Origin of the sequence: Methylomonas sp. ZR1 (assembly GCF_013141865.1) — a bacterium.
Classification (GTDB): domain Bacteria; phylum Pseudomonadota; class Gammaproteobacteria; order Methylococcales; family Methylomonadaceae; genus Methylomonas.
This window is the reverse complement of record NZ_RCST01000001.1, coordinates 4,601,787-4,624,038: the sequence shown is the minus strand read 5'-3', so window position 1 is coordinate 4,624,038 and position 22,252 is coordinate 4,601,787. Positions and strand designations below refer to the sequence as shown.

The window sequence follows — 22,252 nt, the reverse complement described above, 5'->3', positions numbered from 1 at the left end:
TAGTCTGGATGGACGCATTGTCGTCGCGACCCAGCTCGACGCCGGCCCGGCGTCCCTTATCCCTGTAGTATTCCAGCATTATCCTTACTCTATCCGGTTGGTTTCGCGCGGCGGAAAAAATGATCATCAGTTGATCATCACCATCCCGCCTTTAAGGGTCAGCATGCCATCGCCACTCACCGTGGTCTGCAAGCCCTTCAATTCGGCCTGGGTGTCTGCCTGGATTTTAACGGTCATGCCTTTGATCGTGACGCCACTATTGTCGATTTTAATGCTGTTGGAGCCCACTTTAAGCTCTATGGACTGCCCGGCTTCTTCGGAAATGCTGCCGGCGTTGACTTTGACGGTCCGGTTCCCTTGGGTGACGGTCAAACTGTCGTTGCCTTTGTCGATTTCCACGGTGTGATTGCCGGTCTTGACCGTCAATTTGTCGTTGCCTTGATCCAGCGTGATGGTGCGGTGATTGTAGATGTCCACGGTTTGGTCGCCGGCATCTTTTTTCTCAAAGCCGATTTTTTGCACGTCGTTGTTTTCAACAATGCGCGTAAAGTTTTTCTCGGCGTGCATGTAGAGCTCTTCGTTACCTTTCTTGTCTTCGAAGCGAATTTCGTTGAAATTTTCAGCCGCCCCATTAGGCGTGCTGCGGGTTTTGATCCCGCTTTGGGTTTTGTTGGCATCCAAGCTATAAGGCGGCATTTGTTGGGCGTTATACACGCGCCCGGTGATGATGGGATTGTCCGGATTGCCTTCCAGAAAATCGACGATCACTTCCTGGCCGACGCGCGGAATAAACATCGATCCCCAATTATTGCCGGCCCAAATCTGCGCAACCCGCACCCAAAATGAGCTATTTTCATTTTTTGTGCCAAGCCGATCCCAGTGAAATTGCACCTTAACCCGGCCATATTGATCGGTCAGGATTTCGTCGCCGCTGCCGCCGACGACTATGGCGGTTTGCACACCCTGCACTACCGGCACACGGGTACGCCGAGGCGGACGGTAGGCGTATTCGGTACTGATAACGGAATAGGTACATTGAAACTCGTCCATGCCGCCCGCTTCGGCAATACCGTAGTCGTTGTTTTGGATCTGGAATTGGGTGGATACCGTCAGATATTCACGGTTTTGATCGGCGCGCGGAAATTCCGACAAGGTGAATTTTTGTCCTACCGCCAGCGTGCGCAAATTGCCGAGCGCAACGGTTTGCTCGTGCTCCGCGCGTAGCTCTTCCATGCGCAGGCGCGAGTATCGCTCACCCTCGCTGTCTACTTTGAACTCCCCCGGATAGTCGTAGACGGTTTTGCTGGCTTGAGCATGTTCGCCAGGCAAATCTTTGACTTTGTCCAAAGGCGCGGTTGTCGCCTCGAAATCGAAATCCTTTAAGCGGTAACTGCCGGAACGAATTTGCCGTCCAAGCCGCCATTCATAAAAATGCTCCTCGTCGCGCCCGCCCTGGTTTGCGGCAGGGTAGTATTTGACCGTGGCCGGTGTCGCTGCCGCCAACTTGGTAATGTCATCGCACAACACTAGCGAATGAATGCTGTCGGTATGCGTGAAGTAATAGTAGATACCTTCTTCTTCTAGCAGCCGGCTAATAAAATTGAAGTCGGTCTCCCGATACTGTACGCAAAAATCGCGGGGCTGGTAGGTGGTGGAAAATTTTGTCGTTACGTCGGTATAACCATGCTCGGCGAGGACAGCCTTGACCATGTCCGGTACATTTTTGGTTGCCGGCGCCGGCGATAAAACCCGGCAGTTACTGGCTTGCGTCAGTAACCACACTTTCGGATGCACAATAGCTCGGTAGAAATACAGGTCGCCGAGCATACCGAATTGGTTAATCTGCGTGACAATGCCGTTGAACGGGCGTAGCGCACCGTTATCCAGTTGCAATTTAACGGTAATGCTGGTGCCCAACACCGTTTGCAGATCAATATCGCCGTTCTCGCTCAGCAATTCCAACTCGTACTCGAACAAACTGCTCAATTGTTCTTTACCAGTCATCCGATACAGCACAAAGGTATCCGCACCGGCGGCTGTCACCACCGAAGCGGTGCGAGATTCTTGAGAAAGTGGCATGGTGAAATCCTAACGCTAAAACGATAATTTTGAGATAAAGCCGGCGTCAGCCACCGATCAGTACCGTAGGGTAACCGAGGATAATGGTGCCGCCATGGGCGCACATATCACCCATCCTGGCGGCCGGCATGTTGGCTATCATCACGGTTGTCGACCCTTTTGCGATGGTATCTGGCGGCCCGACGCATGTCGCCATGTCGGTAGCGCGTGCGGCCGGCATTTTGCCTATCATTACCGTGGGCGCACCAGGAGGCAAAATCGGGCCACCGACATGCGGGACCGGTCCCGTAAACATTGGACAAACATGCATGTCAGTTATACGTGCAGCCGGCTGTCCCATCGTAATCTCCTTAAGCCGCCTGCCAAAGTCGGCCGTTACCGCCGTTGGCAATATCAATAGCCTGATCGATAAAAAATTGGTATTTCTCATAGGCCTTTTCCGGCTGAGTCAATACCGCCGCCAACATTACCGCCCCTGCCACCGCCTTGGCCGTCAGATTATCCGCAGGAGGAACCGATGGTGCGTCTTCCGGCGCCATACTGCCATCACTCCAAAACGCGGCCATGGCTGCCCATGCGGCAGGGTTTTCGAAAGATGCGCTGTGAGCGGCAGCATTAGCGGCCCGGCGATTCGGCTCGGTTGGCTTAAATACCCACAACTCTGCGGCATCGAGCGCTTTAACGACTTCAGGGGGCGTTTGCGGGCTCACCACACTGCGCGCAGAAAGGCAGGCCCACCAGGTCGCTTCGCGCTTGGGTAACGCTCTGGCCATAAAACGCACGGCATCGGGATAAAGTTGCTGTTCGAGCAATTTATTCAAAAAATCAACCGGCGCAGGGTCGGCAAGTAGGCCTGCAGTTGCCTGCTGATCCAGTTGAATATCCTGGCAAATCGCCGAGGCTTTAGGTATCGATACTTTAGTTAATGACACTGCGCCAGCCATGTATTCCCCACTTTCCGTTCACCTTTCAAATATAAATCGAAAAACCGTTCAGCTTATTATGCAGTTTCTCTCACTGCGCAGACCCATCATCGTCACTCCATTCTTTTTCATATCCGGCGTTAACCAGATAAGATCTTAGTGTGTTCATGATGTACTCATCATAGGCTTGAAGATCGCGATGACCCGCGGCATCCACACCTTGCTCAGCATCTTTAACCGACTCGTCGACCATCTGCCAGAAAAATGCCGTCAGCAGTTTGGCCTCGTGGGCGTTTTTTACATATCCTTTGTCAATAATCTCGATGATGCCATTTGCTTGTAGTTTATGAGCATAGTGCATGAGTATTTCTTTTTCCTCAGGATACTTGTAGGCAATCATTTCAAGAACCTTTCCACATGCGGATATACTGCCATTCTATCGGCAATCATCAATAATTTTGCCACTAAGGCGTCGATGGTCATACGCTCGGTAACTGTTAACAAATAGTGCTGATTATCCCGAGTATCTTGTACAAACTTTAGCCCTGCCGGCAATTCAAAGCTCGCCAATAACCAGTTAATATCAATCGACTTATCTTTATTCTATTTACGTTTTAATGTGATCCGATCTTTTAAATGATTCCATTCAGCCGAAAATAAAAGCCCCATTTGTTCATGCGGTTCCACCCAGTTTTTGCACGGCGAAAAAAGATAATCTTTTTCTCGTATGCCTTTAATTATAGCTCCTTGACTTTGATCCAAATACAAAGTCGGATGCTGTCCGGCAACAATAGGCCGAGCCCGAAACTCCCCCAGCCCCTTAATATATTCCCGCAAATCATTGACTGAATTTAAATGTGTCATCTTTAGTACAAAGGGAATTTACGTAGAAAACCAAAGGGCACTACTTATCACCAAGTTTTCAAAGATGCGACGCACCTACTCATACTCCAAAAAAATCCAAACTTCGGCATTGCTAATTTGACAGCCCGCGGAGCTCCGAATAATGAAGACTCTAAATTCGTCAGAATATGTATCACTATTCGAACCTACGGCACTTTTACCTTTTTTGGTGTGGCTGACCTTTCCTACGTATCAATGCTCGATTTCCCCACATTAACTTAGTGTTGAAATCATTTAACGACATCCGAGAGTTTGGCGCATTTTCTGGATCGTGATAGATGACTTGATTCTTATCAGTGTCCACACCGATGACAACGGAAACATGCGCCCCAGGAGCTCTCCACGACATCATCAATGGTCCATATTCCTTAAGCAGTGTAGCAAGCTGCCAACCTTTCCATTTTTTGTCAGCGGGCTCAGGAACTTCTTCCAACCCTTCGTTCTGCATCATTTTCAATTCAGCAGCGCCGCCAATAGGAAAATGACCAACATCTGTGCCGTGAATATTTTTATCAAGTGGCTTCTTGAATAACTCAGGATTTCCTAAACGAGGGCCTGCTTCAAAGTAATAACCCACCATACATAAACTAGCATACCAGCACCCAGTAGGGTCATCTCTAGCTGTGGCGGGATCGACATGTGCGCCAATGCCGAGTTGCGTTACAAAAGGTACATCTAAATAAAAAGACATGGCAGTTCTCCAAATTTATAACAAACTAATGGGGGTGCCCCAGTTGGTTTAGCCCCAAAAATAGCCTTATCGGCTACCAATAAAAAACGGATTTAATCCGTAAGGCAGTTTCACGACAGCAAATCGCTATCCAATCTAAAAATAAATCCATACGGTTTGAGAAAACAGCCTGAACAAATTGCAGCCAGCCTATCCTCTGGCGGATTCTCGTTCGGCAAAACCACTTTACGAACGTTTTAAAAAACTTGCAGCCAGTTCGCGCACTTTCCATGTATGTTCAGTTTTCGTGCCTGAAACACACTCTCCAAACATAAGCAGAAAACCTCATGTTATCTGCCTTTGTTTCGGAGCATGCCTAATCCATTTATCCAAAAACATGTACAAACTCATACACATAAAGCCTGATGAGCAAGAACGGCTCGCCAATCAGCCCAATACGCAACCTTTAGAAGAAGACCGAGCTGTTATTTCAATACGGCTTTGCCGTCTATGTAGTTTTTGGATGCGGGAAAGTGCGTCACTATTTGCGCGTTGGCCGCTCCGCCGCCTGTTTCAATCACTACGGCGATATAATCACAAGGCGTGTCCCCTCTTTCATCATTGTAAAGGGTCCACCCCCCGTATCCCTCAGGAAACTCCGTAGCAACAACAACTCGTGTGCCGGCATCTCCCTCCCTGAATTCACCATTACTTATCGAAGCCTGCCCCAAGGCATGGCTAAGGAGCCTCCAGCAATCGTTTATCCCGACAGCGTGGAAGGATATTTCCTTCGCCTGTGTATACAGCTTGAGCTTCTTGGGCGTGGGCTTTTCATACGTTGAATCGCTTTGATCTCCCTTTTTGGTCCACTTTTCCTTGACCTCTTTTCTCCAGTAGTAGCCACACACCGGTTTGTAATTCAAGGCAGCAATCGCGTTCTGCTTGCTCCAATGACTCTTGTCATGGTACTTAGCATTATTGACTACAGCATTGACAGAGCCGTTAAGCGCCTTGGCTGCCGCGATTGCATCACTTTTAGATACTGGCATCTCAACCTCCCTTATAAAAAATTCTTAGTATTCGCATTACAAAGATTCAAAGTCATAGCCAAACTCCCCACCAATAACCTGCACATGTACCCGCCCAATCTCGCGGCCCTCCATCATCCTTGTTAAAAACTCCTCGCTAATCTTCGGCAACACGGTATTGGTCAAAATGGCGTCTATCATCCGTCCGCCGCTTTCCAACTCAGTGCAGCGACTGGCAATCAGTTTGATGACTTCGTCGTCGTAACTGAACGGGACTTTGTGCGATTCTTCGACGCGCTTTTTGATTCGGCCCAATTGCAACCGGGCGATTGCGCCTATCATTTCGTCGTTGAGCGGGTAGTACGGAATCACTACCAAACGACCCAGCAACGCAGGCGGAAACACTTTTAACAAGGGTTCGCGCAAAGCCTTGGCAATGCCTTCCGGCTCCGGCATTAAATCCGGGTCTTTGCACAAGTTGGCAATCAGGTCGGTGCCGGCATTGGTGGTCAGCAAGATCAAGGTATTTTTGAAATCTATCACCCGACCTTCGCCGTCTTCCATCCAGCCTTTGTCGAACACCTGGAAGAATATCTCGTGCACATCGGGGTGGGCTTTTTCCACTTCGTCCAGCAATACCACGCTGTAGGGGCGGCGCCTTACCGCTTCGGTCAACACCCCACCTTCGCCGTAACCGACATAGCCCGGAGGCGCGCCTTTCAGGGTGGAAACGGTATGCGCTTCCTGGTATTCGCTCATGTTGATGGTGATGACGTTTTGCTCGCCGCCATATAAGGTTTCGGCTAGCGCCAACGCGGTTTCGGTCTTACCCACACCGGAAGTACCGGCCAGCATGAATACGCCGATGGGCTTGTTCGGATTATCCAGCCCGGCGCGCGAAGTCTGGATGCGCTTGGCTATCATCTCCAGTGCGTGGCGTTGGCCGATGATGCGCTGCTCCAGCAAATCCGGCAGCTTCAGTACCGTTTCGATTTCATTTTTGACCATCCGGCCAACCGGAATGCCGGTCCAATCTTGCACAACAGCGCCTACAGCCTGCTGATCGACGGTTGGCAAAATTAGCGGCGACTCGCCTTGTTGTGCGTGGAGTTGAGCCTGCAAGGCTTTTAATTCGGTCAGCCAGGCGTCGCGATCATTGGCTTCGCTACCAGCATCGCCTTCCGCCGGTTCGGCTGTATCGACAGCGTGTCCAGCCGATCTGAGTTTGCCGCGCAATTCCAAAATCTTGCCGACCAATTCCTTCTCGGCATTCCAACGCTGTTCCAGACCAGCCAGCCGTTCCTGTTCGGCAGCCAATTTTTCGTTAGCCACTTGCTCCCGCGCAGCCACTTCGACACCGACGGCTTTTTCCCGGCCGATAATCGCCAACTCAGTTTCCAAAGCTTCTATGCGTTTACGGCAGTCGTCCACTTCGGCGGGCACCGCGTGTTGGCTGATGCCGACCCGGGCACAGGCGGTGTCCAGTAAACTGACGGCCTTGTCCGGTAATTGTCGGGCCGGGATATAGCGATGGGATAGTTTGACGGCCGCTTCCAGCGCTTCATCCAGAATCAACACCTGGTGATGTTTTTCCTGCACCGAGACCACGCCGCGCATCATGCCGATGGCTTTAGCTTCGCTAGGCTCCAACACTTGCACGACCTGAAAACGTCGGGTCAAGGCCGGGTCTTTTTCGATATGTTTTTTATATTCCGCCCAGGTAGTGGCCGCCACGGTACGCAATTGACCGCGTGCCAGCGCCGGTTTTAATAGATTGGCCGCATCGCCGGTACCTGCCGCGCCGCCCGCACCGACCAAGGTATGGGCTTCGTCGATAAACAGAATAATGGGTTTTGGCGAGGCTTGCACTTCTTCGATGACTTGCCGCAGGCGGTTTTCGAATTCGCCTTTCATACTGGCGCCGGCTTGCAACAAGCCGACATCCAAAGTCCGCAAGCTCACATCGCGTAATGACGGCGGCACGTCGCCGGCGACGATCTTCAGCGCAAAGCCTTCGACGACTGCGGTTTTGCCGACACCGGCCTCACCGGTCAGAATCGGATTGTTCTGCCGGCGGCGCATCAGAATATCGATGACCTGCCGAATCTCTTCCTCACGGCCCACGATAGGATCTATTTTGCCGTTACGCGCCTGCTCGGTCAGGTCAACGGTAAATTGTTTCAGCGCCTCCTGCTTGCCCATCGCTGCCGGTGCAATCGCACCGCTGGCTTCGCCGGGCGTAGCGCCAACCAGCGAACCATCATTGGCAACCAATCCATCTTCGGGTGAACCGGACACAATCTTCGGCAACTCGTCGGAAACCGTATCCGGTTTGAGTTTTTCGAACTCTTTGGAAATTCCCAGCAACTCGTTGCGCAAGGATTTGGTTTTCAACATACCGACCAATAAATGGCCGCTGCGCACCTGAGACTCACCGAACAACAATGTGCCGAAGACCCAGCCGCGTTCGACACTATCCTCGATATGCGGCGAAAAATCGGAAATAGCCGTAGAACCGCGCGGCAAGCGGTCCAGCGCGTTAGTCACGTCCTTGGCAATCACCGAGGCATCCAAACCGTAATGCTTCACCAAGCGGTGCAAATCGGAGTCTTGCAGTTGTAGCAGTTGGCTTAACCAATGCACCAACTCGACATAGGGGTTGCCTCTTAGTTTGCAAAACACCGTCGCACCCTCGACGGCTTTGTAACAAACCTTGTTCAATTTCCCAAACAACTTGACTCGGCTAATTTCCGCCATGGTGTTTATTCCTCGCTAAAGTTTAAGTGTGGTTCAGCAGGCAGCATCAGCCTGTATAAACGGATTAAGCGTTAAATCATCGGCATCGCCTGCACCGCGGCGCGGTCCCAACCAAGTACTCCAACCCAATTGCGCATCGCCGTTCATACTATTCGCGCCGGTCGTTTCGGGTTTTCCTAAGGCCAGCTCTTCCGGTACTTCGGCTTTTTCCAAAATCAATTGTGCGTCCCAGACCATTTCGTCGCCGACATAATTGCGGACGATGGCCACCAACTTGGGCAATAACGCCCCACCCGGCAGCAAGGCCAAATATAGGCTGCGACGCAACGGCCCGATAACGACACGAAACTTATGCTGGCAACCCCAAACGCTAGCGCCGATCACAACAGAGCTCCCCAGAGAACAGGTGTCTTTGCTCCAGCCCAAACGAGTTTGCTCACGGGGTTGAATGTCCATCCATTCGCCAACAAATTCGGCGACGCGGACCGGCACTTTAAAAATATCCGAGACAATGGCCTGTAAACCCCCTGGATGTTTGGTCTGCGCGGCAAAATGCCCGGCATAAAACAATTTGCCTCGGTCGGTCAGTGCGTCCCGGTTCTGAAACGGCGCCCCGGAAATACCCAGCATGGCACCCACGTAAAAACCAAAGCGGTCTGTATCCGGCCGGTCGTAATGCACTTCCGGGCGGGCATTGGCCCAGGCCCGGTAAAACAAACTAATCATGCGATGATGAAAAACATCGGCAAAACGAGCAAAGGTCGGATCGTGATGGTGGCGCTGCCGTTCTCGGGCATACTCGGTCAAATGCAGCGGCAGCGGGCCGTTGGGACCGAACAAACCCATAAAATTCACCGCCAATCTCGGTTTACCCAGCCCCGTCCCGCCCGGCGAATAGTAATCGACAGCGGTAGCAGGAAATTCCAGTTCCGGCTCCTGGGAAAAACGCACGGCATCGTCAGCCGCTTTTACACTGGTACCGAAACGCGGCTTATCGCTATTCAGACATTCGATTAACCGCACCGCCTCGAAAAAATCGAAGCGCGACGCATCCTTCGTCAATTCACCGATTAAATCGTGTGGCGACATCCCATCCTCGCAGGCCAACGCGCCACTTCACCGCGGTCGCTGGTACGTATCACCGTCTCGACGAAAGAATTGATCGATACATACCGAGCGAAAAACCGCTCCAATACCGTTGCCAACAGAAAATAGCCGCCACCTTCAAACGCCGACTCGTCCAGCATGACGGTAATTTCCAAGCCGCGCCCAAACACCATCGGCCCCTTGGCATCAATTCGTCTGACCACATTTTTCGCAGCAACGGAAAGCACGCCCTCAACCTGTTTCTTGATGGCCGGTTCGCGCTGGTCGGCATACAGGCCCAACAATTCACGCAATGCCGCCGCACCGCTCTTGGCATCGGTATCCAGCAGCGACAGATAGTTCAGTGACAAATGATTGATCAGGCGCCACACAGTATCCGCCTCATACGCAGCCGGCAGCGGCCGGGTCGGGCCGGCGATACAACGCACCGATTTCACCGGCGCACTAACTTGCAAGGTAAAATCGGTATCACCTTGGCCTACCGGCATCACCAGCGGCAAATCACGATTGGTACATAAGGTATCCAGCCCCAATTGCGCCAACTTGCCGGAATACGGCGCCTGGGCCGCATCGACCAAGGACACAAAAACTTCGCTGCCGATATAACTGGAACGCACGCCCTTGCGACGTTGATTTGAAGACAGCACGCGATTCAATCGCCGTAAGCTGAAAAACGCAGTTTCCCCGGCGTGCTGGTAGGACGCTTTAGAACCGTAAAAAGGCAGAAAGGCCTGTTCGCTCTCCTGATCGGCACCGAAACCGGTGGCTTCATTGACGCTATGCACTTCATAATCCATCGGCCTACTGCGATCCACCACGATGTGATATTCAGACTGACGCTGGTCGATATGGATCCGGTCGGCACGTTTAGGGAACAAATTGATAGCCGGCACGCAGAACAAGGCCAAATTGTTCTGATCCAACACATTAATCAGTTGCGGTTCGCTGCGGTCGAATAGCACGAACAACTCAATCTGTTCACTGTCACAGTTACTTGCTAGCTCTCCCAGTCCACCGAGTTCGACAAACAGGTAACGGTCCGGGAATGCGAAATATTCCTGCAATATTCGATAACCGTCGAACGAGCGCGGCGTCTGTCTGAGTAAAGCCTCGTCCGGTTCGAACCCCAGACCGCGTACCCCCCCAGCAGACAGCGTGCGAATTTCCGTCGAGACCCCGTTATGGAAACTGCCGACGATGCCGCTTACATTTGCCAACAGTTGTTCGTACAAGCGATACGGGATATTGCCGACACCGCGCAGAAACAACGGCAGCCGGTCCAGGGCGATTTCGTTGAACTTTAAACCGCCCACACTATTCAAGACGATACGTAAGGCCGCTTTGACCGGTCCGCGAAAATGTTTGGCCGTCAAGCCGCGACTGGACACGGCAGCCAGACTCGGCAGATATTCAATTTGGCCTATCTGCAACGGTAACAGTTGCAAGTCTTGCGCAGTACGGTACTCGCAGGCCGTTTGTTCGCCTCTGGCGATCTGGCTGCGCAACACCGTATCCTTGGCTATCGTGATCCCGTCTGCCAGAGCCGCTTCGGCAAAATCGGGTCTCATCTCCACCACCGTCATCGATGGCGTAGCCGACAAATAGTGCGGATAGATAATCTGCAATAATTGCTGGGTAAAGTTGGGAAACTCGGAGTCGACCTTCAATTGCACCCGAGCCGCCATAAAAGCGAAGCCTTCGAATAAGCGCTCTACATACGGGTCGGAACATTCGAAAGTATCCAAGCCCAAGCGATTGGCTATTTTCGGAAACTCTGCGGCAAACTCCGCGCCTACTTCACGGACGTATTGCAACTCGCGGTTATAGTATTTAAGCAGCCGGGGATCCATGGTTAACCGTCCAGTTCCTTGACGCTGATTTCGCCGGTTTCCAGATCCAGGTCGCTGCGAATGTATAAATGTATCGGCAACGGCTGCGCCCACAAATCGCCTTCGATACGAAACGACAGTGCCTTGTGATTCATTTGATCATCGGCTTTTGCCAATTCTACCGACAGCGAGTCCGCCAAGATTCTGGGCTCGAAATCGTTAATTGCCTGCCGGACTTTACGTTCGATCTTTTTAACGTCAATCCCGGTCAGCGATACGCCGGACAAGACCGGTGTCCCGTAATTCAATACGGAACGAGCCACAAACGGATAGTCGGTCAAATTGACCATGCTCTCGAACGCTGCGGTATTCAGCAGCCAGCTTAAATCGCGCAATACGCTCTGCCGCAACTGGCGCAGAGACATGACACGTTGCTCGCGGGTTTCCGCGCGTTTGTCGGGAGCTTCGTCGGTCAACCGATCCAGCAAGGACGGTTGGAGACGTTCCGCGTGCAGTAAATCGGCCATTATTCCAGCCCTGCCGGCGCATTGAATTCAATAGTACGGACATCTAACAGCGCGTAATCGTCGACGTCGGTGGCCAATAGGCGCTGCCCCTTGCCATGCATTAAACCGTCTGCGACTTCATTCCATTCGGTTAAACGGGACAGGCGGATGCGAGCGTCCGAGTCGGCTTCCGAACCCGGATAACGGCAAGGTATCAAGCCGCTGGCTTCGCCACCATTGATCCAGGTAAATTGCGCCGGTATCCATACCAAATCGCGTAAATCGGTGGGTTTTTCCAGCTGTATTTTGCTGATCTGCATAAACGGCACCCAGTAATAGCGGCCATTGACGACAGCCTCCAACACCGGTCCCAAACGGCTATCAGCGTCTGCTAACCATTCAAACGGCGTACCGTCCAACGCTCCAGCGGTAGCCGGCGCCTGCTGTAAGGCCTCAGTTCGTAATGCCACGGCCTGCTGAAAATCGCCGCTGTTTTCCCGTATTAGCGCTTCTAACAGTAAAGCCAACCATGCTGGCGGCTCGCCAAAAATCAAAGGCGTTTTGCGTGCGGCAAACACGTCCTTACGTAAGGCTTCACAGAGTAAAACTTGTTCGTAAGTACTAACCATCAACAAGGTGGAGGCATCCAAGTCGCGCAACACATTAAGTTGATTTAGCGCCTTATCCCAAAGGCCCTGCACGCAATACAGCTGAAACAGCAGGATCCGCGATTTAGGATCGGCCGGATTTTGCCTGATGTACTGCTGGGTTTGCTGCAATGCCGCATCCAGCTCGCCTTCGGCGATAAGACGTGAAACATCCTGCATACGATTCTCCGATGAGTGCAAAAATAACCCCAGTGGTGTTGATTCCACCGGGGTCGGGGATTACACGGTTTCGTTTTTCATCAAGTTCCAACCTTTGAATGCGCCGGCGGCTGGTGCTTCGCCTTCGCCGAAAGTGTTGTACTTCATTTTAACTTCGTTGAAGTTGATGGATATGCTCTCGTGAGGGCGGTCACCGCCGCTGGATTGGCTGTAGCCGCTGATGATAGCGTCGGCCAGTTCGATTTCCAGATACACTTGACCCTTGGCATCCGCGCCGCCGGTTTGGATGAAATGGAATGTTGCTGTACCCAAGCTTTTGCCGCAGATGGACTGCATCCACAGGTCGACGGACGCGATGTCCATGCTTTTAGTCAGGGTGACTTCGGAAAACGAAGGATTGCTGGTATCGCGGTCTTTGCCGACGCCGCTGGTCGAAATGGCACGACCTACGCCCATTTGCAAACTGTCTACGGTAATCCAGTCCGTATGGCTGGCTACGGTGCTATCGCCTTTAATTTCGGTCGCGAATTTTAATAAGATCATAGTGCTCTCCTTTCGAAGTTAGTGATAAAAATACAAACGGGCATCCACCCACAGATTTACAGCTCCGGCAAGCCGGGATATAAAACGACTAACCGCCACCGCCGGGAATTTCGTATTGCTGCCCCGGCAAATAGCGTACTTCCTAGCCTTATTCAACGAATAGGACTTAACCTTTTTGCGACGGTAATTTAGATGTCAGTCGCAAGGAAACCGTCAACCCTTCCAACTGATAGTGCGGTCTAAGGAAAAACTTAGATTGATAATATCCAGGATTACCCTCGACTTCCTCGACCACCACTTCCGCACCGGCCAATGGCCGACGCGCTTTGTCTTTTTCGGTGGCCACTGCTGGATTGGTCAACACGTATTGGCTGATCCAGGTGTTCAACCACGCCTGCATGTCTTGGCGCTCCTTGAACGATCCGATTTTGTCTCGAACGATGCATTTCAGATAGTGCGCAAACCGGCAGGTAGCAAACAAATACGGCAGGCGCGCAGCCAAGTTGGCGTTGGCGGTGGCATCCGGATCGGTGTATTCAGCCGGTTTTTGCAGCGATTGCGCACCGATGAACGCGGCGAAATCGGTATTTTTTTTGTGCAACAAGGGCATGAAACCGCTTTTGGCCAATTCCGCTTCACGGCGGTCGGTAATGGCGATCTCGGTCGGGCACTTCATGTCGACGCCGCCTTCATCGGTCGGAAACGAATGCACCGGTAATCCTTCCACTGCGCCACCGGATTCAATACCGCGAATCTGCGAACACCAGCCGTAATATTTGAACGAGCGATTGATGTTGACTGCCATCGCGTAAGCCGCGTTAGACCACGTATATTTACTGCTATCAGCGCCCGAGGTATCTTCCTCGAAATCAAACTCTTCGACCGGATCGGTTTTCGAGCCATAAGGTAAACGGCTCAGGAAGCGCGGCATAGCCAAACCGAGGTAACGGGAATCTTCGGACTCGCGCAACGAGCGCCAAGCCGCGTATTCCGGCGTTTGAAAAATTTTGGTCAAATCACGCGGATTGGCCAATTCGGACCAACTTTCCATTTGCAGCACCGATGGCGCCACGCCGGAAATGAACGGGGTATGCGCGGAGGCACTGATTTTTGCCATCTCGCCCAACAATTCCACATCTTGCGGACTGTGATCGAAATGGTAGTCGCCCACCAAGCAACCGAAGGGTTCGCCGCCAAACGTGCCGTATTCTTCTTCGTACAGTTTTTTGAACAGCGGGCTTTGGTCCCAGGCGGTACCTTTGAACTTTTTCAGGGTTTTACCCAACTCGTTTTTGGTGATATTCAACACGCGAATTTTCAACATTTCGTCGGTTTCGGTGTTGTTGACCAAGTAATGCAAGCCGCGCCAGGCGCCTTCCAGTTTTTGAAAATCGGGATGGTGTATGACGAGATTCAATTGTTCGGTGATTTTCTGATCCAGGCTGGCGATAATCGACTGGATCGTTTTAATGGCATCGTCGGATACTTTGGAAACATCCTGTAACGCATATTGCGCCAACGTTGTTACTGCGGTATTGACCTGATTGGCTGCCTCGGTGCCTGGCTTGAACTCCTTGGACAATAATGCGGAAAAATCGTCCAACTCCAGGGTTTGTGTTGCGCCTTGTCCGCCTTGGGTTTCTAATTCGGCCATGGCTTACTCCCCTTTTCCTTCAGCGGCATCACCGCCTGCTTCCGCCGGTTTCGCTGACGCCGCCAAGGTTTGTAGCAACGCGGGGTCGTTAACTAACTTCGCGATTAATTCCTCCGCGCCGGTTTTACCGTCCATATAGGTAATCAAATTGGACAACTGGGTTCTGGCTTCCAAGACTTTATCCAAGCCCGCCACTTTTTTGGCAACCGCTGCGGGAGAAAAGTCATCCATACTTTCAAAGGTGATATCGACATTCAAATTACCTTCGCCGGTCAAGGTATTGGGAACTTGGAATGCGACCCGTGGTTTCATCGATTTCAATCGATCATTGAAATTATCGACATCGATTTCCAACAATTTGCGATCCGCCACTGGTGCTAAAGGTTCGGCTGGCTTACCCGACAAATCCGACATGACGCCCATCACGAACGGCAACTGCACCTTTTTCTCGGAACCGTAGAGTTCAACATCGTATTCAATCTGTACCCGGGGTGCCCGGTTTCGTTGTATAAACTTCTGACTACTTTCAGCCATTGTATTCTCCGCTTGACATTAAGAAGGACTACCAAAAATCAGTTTCTAACTTGGGTCGGGACCCTTTATCGCACTTATTTGGGAAAGCGCATCCGGCATTAAGTTTTGGACGATTTCCAAGAAATCTGCAGTTGCCAGATGCTTGGCCCGACGCAACAAAATGGGCACGGGGCTAGACGGCTCGTAGTCCGCATAATATTTACAAAGCGCATCCAACGTTCTCACCACATCTTGGCGCGACTCAATGGCGCCGCTCACCGCTTTGGATTTAACGGGCTTTACCTCATCACCCGCCTCAGCGCTGCTGCCATCGTCGCCTGCCTCAGTCTCGGCGTCGCTGGACAACCGCGACCCCGCGTAATGATCGAAATCATCCCTGACTTCCTTCAGTAAAGCTTTCAACGGCGTCAATACCGCGCCTTGGCTGGCTCCGACTTTTTCGTTGACGAAAGCATCGATCCGCTCGACGATCTTGATACTGTCGACCAATGCCTGATAATTATCAGCTAACGCCGCGTCATCCATATCCAGAAAAGCCGCGTTGATAGCGCCGTTGTCTGGCTTTGTCATGCCCTTGGGCACTTCCAGCCGGTCGGTTGCGTACTGAATGTCACGCAAACAAAACCTGCCGATGGCTTTCGACTCGACCAGCACCGCCAAACTTAGAGGCCTGATTATCAGGTCGAAGCTGGCAAGCTCTTCCAAAATATTGATTCGCGACGTCGGATCCATGCCGTCGTCGGGATCGAGTTGAGGGTGTATGGAATCCCAATAACGGGTCAAGGACTCTTCCAGAAAGCTCAGTCCATCGCGAAAACCTCTCCAACCTTCAACATTGATCAGTGTCCGGATCAAGTACAAAATGACTTGCAAATCTTTGGAACGCTGCAATAACGCCAAAGCCTCCTTGTAGACCTCGCGCCAGTTAGGCGGCAACGCCTTCTCGCCAGAAAACTGATTTTCCGGGGTCCCTAAGATATTGGTGTCCAATGCCACCCTGGCATTGTCATACTCAAGGTTATCACCACAAGGCTGCTCCGCCGAAACGGGTTCTAGTAATCCGGACAAATCCGCCATTTTTAAGCCTCTATGGTAATCCAATTGTTAACATCAACCGATTGAAAAGCGGTAACGAAACCTTGTGCCTTGCGCCCCGTTTCTTACAATCGACCCAATTCTATAGTGCCCCGGACTTGTTACGCCTATATTAAGCCCAAAACCAATTCGCATTAGTCTAGTCGGTTTTTCATGTCACGCTTTAAACTAAAAAACCCTAAATGTCGCGGAATCTTATACCTATCAAGTTGCATTTGCTCATCAATAGATAAGGCATCGGGATCATTTAACATGCCAACTCATGAACCCTACGCCTACAAAACCGTAAGACATTGATATAACATAATTAAAAATTCAAACGGCGTGCTAAATCACAACATGCACACACCATTGCAGCGCCAAGTCGGCACGATATTTCGTAACGGATACGATATTCGGTACTTGCGGTGCCTGGCTACCGCGAGGGGAAATACCGTTTTCCATTCAAAAAATCCGTCCATTGTTTCGTGGTGCAAAAGCCTCTCGCGTTCTAGCGTCGCCGAATGCTCACATCGGCTGCTTCACATCTTGGGTCTATCTATACTAAGCGCACGTTGACAGCCATTCCCCAAAGACACTACCGACCACAGCCGTCCATCTGAGAATCTACGCGCTTATAAGATTGTTGAAGCGTATTTCTTCCAAAAGATACCGAGACCCAAGAATCCGGACGTAAGGGCAGCATCCTGATTTCGGCTTAACCACTAAATTCGGCGACTAATACGGTAATATTATCTCGACCGCTTCTGCTCAAAGCTTGGTTAATCAGGGCTTCAGCGGCCGACTGGCAACTGCCTGAGCCCATCAATTCCGCAATTTCGGCTTCCGATAATTCTTTATCCAAGCCGTCGCTACAGAGCAGATAACGATCACCGCCGGCAGCCTGAAAGCGCAGCACATCCAACGCCAGCGTCAATTGCCCACCCACCGCGCGGGTAATCACATTCGCTCCCACTTGCTGGGCCGCCACTTCCCGGGTCATCACACCAGAATCCATCAATTCGTCGATCAAGGTATGGTCGCGGGTAATCTGCGTAAACTCGCCTTGGCGTAATTGGTATAAACGGCTATCTCCCGCCCAAATGGCCGCGCACTGGTCGCCCTTGGCCAGCAAGGCGACTACAGTGGTTCCGACAATACTGCCTTGCTGAATGCCCGAAGCAAAACGGCATAAATCGTCGTTAATCTTATGTAATTTGCGGGAAACGGCTTCGACCTGATTATCCAGGTTTTCGGTAAATTCCAAGGTCGATAAAGAATCCACCACCAAGCGGCTGGCAACATCGCCGGATTGATGCCCACCCATGCCATCAGCAACCACCCACAGTCCCAGTGACGGGCAATCGAGCAAGGCATCCTCATTGTGCTTACGCTTATTGCCGACCACCGTAACCCCGTAGGAAGCCCACTTTGTCGAGTTTGGAAGCGTTATGTCCTGGCTCGCCGTTGCGCCTACCGCAGAGGCGCTCGGCTCTCTCTCGATTTTTTTGACGCTTTGGTCTTGGCGATAGCTCTGCACCTGCCAAGATCTGCCAGCCTGCGGCATACCCTGCAAAAAACTCGCGTAAGCATCGATAGGCGGCAAGCCTTCGCAAATCAGCAGATTGGGGCGATTCGACTGGCCGCCTTCACTCGCCCAAATGCTGTAACCCGGCATAAAGCGATCCAACAAACGCTGACTCAAGTGCGGAAACACTACATCCGTCTGATCCAGGCCCTCCAAATCGAAACGAAATGCGAGCTTGCCGTTAGATACCCCTAATCCGCCGCTAGAATCAGCTTGAAAATACTGCGGTGTCAGGCTGTCAGCCGAACCGATTTCCATCAGCCCCTTATCAAACCGGTCCAGATCGCAGGAGTCATTCAACACTGATAGCGCAGCGTCTTCCAATTGTGCAAACCATGCCGATTCCGGCGAAAACAATGACAACAAAGACTCCGCACTGACGGCTTGCGCCAACGTCAACGGATAATAGCGACCGACCCTATCCACACTGGGCATCATGACACCGGCCCAAGCACTCGCACCGCACACACCAGGTCTCAAAGCAAAGCGCCAAAGCGGGCTAACCAAAAACAAGGATAACCAACTCTCTCCCAATGTTTCCTGACTGGAACGCATCGACGCCTGTAACCACTGGTCCCATGGCTCGATAAAGTGCCTGGGCAGCCGCCGACTGACAAAATCGCCAAGGCCCGGCACTTTTCCGAAAAAGCCGACGCTCAACCCATCCATAGAACTCATAGTGACTCCGGACAACGAAAGCTTTGATATTCGCTGATGCCAAATGGATTATTGACACTGGCCGCGCGCAACTCAAATTTCGCGGTATAACCTTCCAGTTGTACGGTCAAATTAAAGCGGTCCGGCAGGCCAGTGGGTTGGATGTTGAATTCGTCGAACATCCTGAACAATGCCCAGGCCCCTTCCTTAGATTTGCTGACTTGTTTGCCGTCCAAACCTTCGAACACCACTCTGACCCCGGCACTATTATTGGTGCCGGGCCACTGAAACTTGGTGAGTTGCTCAGGACCGTGGCGGTAAACCAACTCCTGGCCTTCGACATTTAATCTGAAGGTGCTGACTTTGTCGTCCAAGGCCAAGGGTTTTAACTCGAATTGCACTTGCGGCACCGCGCCGCCACCAGGAAAAAATGCGTCACGAATTTTCGATGCAATCTGAAACTGGCGAATACTAGCCGCCGATAAGCCTAAAGCCTTATCCGAATTAAGCTCCTGCCACTGCACCGCCGCAGTATCAACAAATGCCTTGAGGTTAGCGTTAAAAAACTGATCGACAATCCCGTTAGCGGCAAAAACTTTGCCGAAATCAGCCATCAACACGTCCTGCTGAGTATTTTTTGCAAACGGATAACGGCCGGCCAAAGCGCTTTTGCAGGGCATCGTCACCGCGGTTTTCAACATTTCGTTGAGTTGCCCTTTCGCGCCGGTTTTGATTTGTTGCCCGCCCGTGCTGGTCAACGCATTCAGCGAGGCTGCAACCGGACCGGGCAAACGGGCAAATTCCATTTTGGCTGCTTGCAGAGGGTCAACACCGCCGCCGGCAAATCGCGCCGCTTCGGTAGACAAGGCTTGACCGCCACTATTAGGTGCCGACCCAATCTGCATCAGATAATCGTGCAGATTTTTGATACTCGCCATCGTCGCATTGATCGGAGCAGGCCTGTCGGCAGCGCCCCGCACTTGCATATTGTAAGGTTCGAAGTAAGTTTCCAATGCCTTGACCGGATCGACGCCACCGTCGCTTTGTTTAGCCATCGCCAGCAGTTTTTGGGTAGCGGCCTCCGGAACCGCCAAAGCACCGCCGGTGGATTTTGCCAACGCATCGGCCAATTCGGACGAGAGCTTACTTAACGCGGTATTTTTTTCGACCAACTCCAACAAGAGCTTCAATGGCGAATCGGGTCGCGACAGCAGATCCAGCGTATCTACCAACTGATTATTGCTGGGCTGCGGGCGGAACTTAACCGCCGTCAGCACGCTATCCCAGGTCTTTTGGTAATCTCCCAAATACAGGCGTTTGAAATCGCTATATAAACGATCAATTTCGACAGGCGTACTTGCGCCGTTTACGCCAAGTACCCAATTTTGTTCGCTGGCTTCCTTGACGTAAACCATGCCTTTTTTCAGAAACAACTCCGTATAACCGTAACTGCTAAACAAGCCGGGGACCACCAATGTATCCAATTCCTTGCCGTTCGCGGTAAACACTCGGCCGCCATTCGGCGCTAATTGTCCGGCAACCGAAATGTCGTGGCTGCGATCAAACAGCGCCTCACTTTTAAAACGGCTATAAAGTTGATTGACCAGAGGAATTTGCGTCAATTTATTACGCACTGCGTCGACAAAACTGTTATCGATAGCAGCTGGATCCAAATTCAAAGCCAACAAATTATCCAGATGTAACTGTAATTTGGCTTGGGTCTCCGGGTCGGTGGCAAACATTTGCTCCCAATCCAATTTCACCCAAGGCTGGGCAACCTTGGCATCCATCCGTTGCGGCTCGCCGAACATCAGATAAACACGCAATAATTGGTAAAGTACATCCAGATTTTTGCCTTCATCGCTTTGCATACGCTCTTTCAAGCGCAGCGTAATCAAGGCCTGAAAATTTTCACGAAGCAAGCGCTGATAGGCAATATCGATGGCTGAATCGATTTTGTCGCCTTGGTATAAACCAAAACCACTGCTCCAGCCGGTTTGTGCATACACGTCTTTGGCGGCTTGTAAGGCATTAAGCTTGGGCAACAAGGCCAAAAAACCGGAGCGCGAATCGGTGGGAACAAGATTACTGGCTCGGTAAATTTCTACCTGTTTTTCGACATCGGCAATCGCCGACTTATTCGTGGCAAAACTGACCATCCACACCACTACCGCTATCGCCACAAGCGCAAAGGTGGCGGCAAAGCCGGCGAGGTTCATCAAACGAAAACGCCGCTCTACCTTTGGGTCCACGCCAACCAATTCGGCTTCGGGAAACACGACTTGCTTCAGAAGCTTAGTCAAAAAATAGCTTTTACCGCGCCCGCTCATTAACGGTGTTGCTTGCCTTTCCAATCTAAAGCTTGAGGCCAACGCCGCCATCACTCTATCTATCGGCGTACCCTCTTGGGTGCCGCTGCTGAAATAAACGCCGCGTAACAGGAAAGGCTCTTCGTAGCGATTGGTGGCAAATGCAGCGTCCAGAAACCCGGTTGCCACGGATTTGAACAGCATCATTTGTTGAGGAAAATCGAAAATAGCCGTACGCCGCTGCACATCGCGCTCTTCCTGGATACGCTTCAAACGGCGTTGTACCAACCTCTCGGTCAATTCGTCATAGGCCTTTTCAAATTGCACCAAGTGAGCGGCCAGATCTTCTTTATCGTTGTCGGCACGAATAAACGTCTCACCCCACACCTGGCTTCGCTCGTCTTCGGTTAAATTGGCAAAAAAATCGCTAAATCCCGCCACGAGGTCTACTTTCGTGAACAGCACGTAGACTGGCAATTGCACACCCAATTGCGCATTAAGTTCCGTAATCCGCCGCCTGATTGCTGCGGCATGTTGGCGTAATTCTTCCTCGGTCTGCTGAATTAAATCACTGACACTCACCGCCACAAATACCCCGTTCAGAGGGCGGCGTGGTCGATATTTTTTTAACAACTGCAAGAAACCATGCCAGGCGGTAGCATCCACTTCTTGATGGCTATCTTGGGTGGTATAGCGACCGGCAGTATCCAATAACACCGCTTCGTCGGCGAACCACCAATCACAATCTCGCGTGCCGCTGACGCCTTTTACCGAATGCTTGCCCAAGCGTTCGGCCAAGGGGAAATGTAATCCGGAATTGATTAATGCTGTGGTTTTGCCGGAGCCTGGCGCACCGATAATGGCGTACCAAGGTAATTCGTAAAGATACTGCTTCCGACCGTGTTGTTTAGCACTGGTAGTTTTCAGTAAAGCCAAAGCCTCATCGAAGCCGCGATTCAATACATCCAACTCGGCTGCGGAGGCCGTTTGCGCATCGTTTGCATCGGCGCCGCCAGCCAAATCGGCCATCAAACGCTGCTCGCGCTTACGCGATAACAGCCACGCGGCCAAGCGGTAAAGCAACCAACATCCGACTATGACGCTTATCGTTATAATCCGGCTTAAATCGGTTTCCAACGGCACACTGCCGGCAATTGCGATTAAAGGCCCGATAAACCAAATCAGTACCGACAAAATCACGATACCGATCAGTTCAAGTACCCACTTTGTTTTAAAAAAACTGATTATCCGTTCCACGCGGTAT

18 protein-coding genes are annotated in these 22,252 nt (G+C 51.6%); all 18 read right to left on the bottom strand.

Annotation, left to right across the window (positions count from 1 at the left end; genetic code table 11):
* Positions 1 to 126: 126 nt before the first annotated feature.
* The 18 genes from DDY07_RS21005 to tssM all read right to left on the bottom strand — a co-directional run bounded on the left by DDY07_RS21005 (position 127) and on the right by tssM (position 22,245).
* Positions 127 to 2,079 (bottom strand): type VI secretion system Vgr family protein, encoded by a 1,953-nt coding sequence (locus DDY07_RS21005; RefSeq protein ID WP_033159209.1) that lies wholly within the window; start codon positions 2,077 to 2,079, stop codon positions 127 to 129.
* A 46-nt stretch (positions 2,080 to 2,125) separates the two neighbouring features.
* Positions 2,126 to 2,419: a PAAR domain-containing protein gene (locus DDY07_RS21000; RefSeq protein ID WP_033159210.1), complete on the bottom strand. Its 294-nt coding sequence runs from the start codon at positions 2,417 to 2,419 to the stop codon at positions 2,126 to 2,128.
* Positions 2,420 to 2,429: 10 nt separating this feature from the next.
* Positions 2,430 to 3,023 carry a hypothetical protein gene (locus DDY07_RS20995; RefSeq protein WP_033159211.1) on the bottom strand — a complete coding sequence of 198 codons (594 nt, stop codon included), beginning with the start codon at positions 3,021 to 3,023 and terminating at the stop codon, positions 2,430 to 2,432.
* 70 nt (positions 3,024 to 3,093) lie between these two features.
* Positions 3,094 to 3,402, bottom strand: coding sequence for a hypothetical protein (locus DDY07_RS20990; protein ID WP_171697312.1), 309 nt, complete (start codon positions 3,400 to 3,402; stop codon positions 3,094 to 3,096).
* 203 nt (positions 3,403 to 3,605) lie between these two features.
* Positions 3,606 to 3,866 carry a hypothetical protein gene (locus tag DDY07_RS20985; protein ID WP_171697311.1) on the bottom strand — a complete coding sequence of 87 codons (261 nt, stop codon included), beginning with the start codon at positions 3,864 to 3,866 and terminating at the stop codon, positions 3,606 to 3,608.
* A 196-nt stretch (positions 3,867 to 4,062) separates the two neighbouring features.
* On the bottom strand, positions 4,063 to 4,596 hold the full coding sequence (locus DDY07_RS20980) for a papain-like cysteine protease family protein (RefSeq protein WP_171697310.1): 534 nt from the start codon (positions 4,594 to 4,596) through the stop codon (positions 4,063 to 4,065).
* 464 nt (positions 4,597 to 5,060) lie between these two features.
* Positions 5,061 to 5,624 (bottom strand): hypothetical protein, encoded by a 564-nt coding sequence (locus DDY07_RS20975; RefSeq protein WP_171697309.1) that lies wholly within the window; start codon positions 5,622 to 5,624, stop codon positions 5,061 to 5,063.
* A 36-nt stretch (positions 5,625 to 5,660) separates the two neighbouring features.
* Positions 5,661 to 8,360, bottom strand: a complete 2,700-nt coding sequence (gene tssH / locus DDY07_RS20970) for a type VI secretion system ATPase TssH (protein WP_171697308.1) — start codon at positions 8,358 to 8,360, stop codon at positions 5,661 to 5,663.
* Positions 8,361 to 8,393: 33 nt separating this feature from the next.
* Positions 8,394 to 9,449, bottom strand: coding sequence for a type VI secretion system baseplate subunit TssG (gene tssG / locus DDY07_RS20965; RefSeq protein ID WP_101053073.1), 1,056 nt, complete (start codon positions 9,447 to 9,449; stop codon positions 8,394 to 8,396).
* Entirely contained in the window at positions 9,431 to 11,317 is a 1,887-nt protein-coding gene (tssF, locus tag DDY07_RS20960; protein WP_171697307.1) for a type VI secretion system baseplate subunit TssF, read from the bottom strand. The genes tssG and tssF overlap by 19 nt, the downstream gene beginning before the upstream one ends.
* A 2-nt stretch (positions 11,318 to 11,319) precedes the next feature.
* Positions 11,320 to 11,823, bottom strand: a complete 504-nt coding sequence (gene tssE / locus DDY07_RS20955; protein WP_033159218.1) for a type VI secretion system baseplate subunit TssE — start codon at positions 11,821 to 11,823, stop codon at positions 11,320 to 11,322.
* Entirely contained in the window at positions 11,823 to 12,629 is an 807-nt protein-coding gene (locus DDY07_RS20950; protein ID WP_033159219.1) for a type VI secretion system accessory protein TagJ, read from the bottom strand. Before DDY07_RS20950 ends, tssE begins: the two co-directional genes overlap by 1 nt.
* Before the next feature lie 60 nt (positions 12,630 to 12,689).
* The gene (locus DDY07_RS20945) at positions 12,690 to 13,172 is read right to left on the bottom strand and encodes a type VI secretion system tube protein Hcp (protein WP_033159220.1); all 483 of its coding nucleotides are present in this window, start codon (positions 13,170 to 13,172) and stop codon (positions 12,690 to 12,692) included.
* Between the two features lie 166 nt (positions 13,173 to 13,338).
* The gene (gene tssC, locus DDY07_RS20940; protein ID WP_026603012.1) at positions 13,339 to 14,826 is read right to left on the bottom strand and encodes a type VI secretion system contractile sheath large subunit; all 1,488 of its coding nucleotides are present in this window, start codon (positions 14,824 to 14,826) and stop codon (positions 13,339 to 13,341) included.
* Between the two features lie 3 nt (positions 14,827 to 14,829).
* Complete coding sequence (gene tssB, locus DDY07_RS20935) at positions 14,830 to 15,360, bottom strand: type VI secretion system contractile sheath small subunit (protein ID WP_033159221.1); 531 nt, start codon at positions 15,358 to 15,360, stop codon at positions 14,830 to 14,832.
* Between the two features lie 45 nt (positions 15,361 to 15,405).
* Positions 15,406 to 16,437, bottom strand: coding sequence for a type VI secretion system protein TssA (gene tssA, locus DDY07_RS20930; protein ID WP_171697306.1), 1,032 nt, complete (start codon positions 16,435 to 16,437; stop codon positions 15,406 to 15,408).
* Between the two features lie 715 nt (positions 16,438 to 17,152).
* On the bottom strand, positions 17,153 to 18,700 hold the full coding sequence (tagF, locus tag DDY07_RS20925; RefSeq protein WP_101053063.1) for a type VI secretion system-associated protein TagF: 1,548 nt from the start codon (positions 18,698 to 18,700) through the stop codon (positions 17,153 to 17,155).
* Positions 18,697 to 22,245: a type VI secretion system membrane subunit TssM gene (gene tssM / locus DDY07_RS20920; protein WP_171697305.1), complete on the bottom strand. Its 3,549-nt coding sequence runs from the start codon at positions 22,243 to 22,245 to the stop codon at positions 18,697 to 18,699. Before tssM ends, tagF begins: the two co-directional genes overlap by 4 nt.
* Positions 22,246 to 22,252 lie beyond the last annotated feature (7 nt).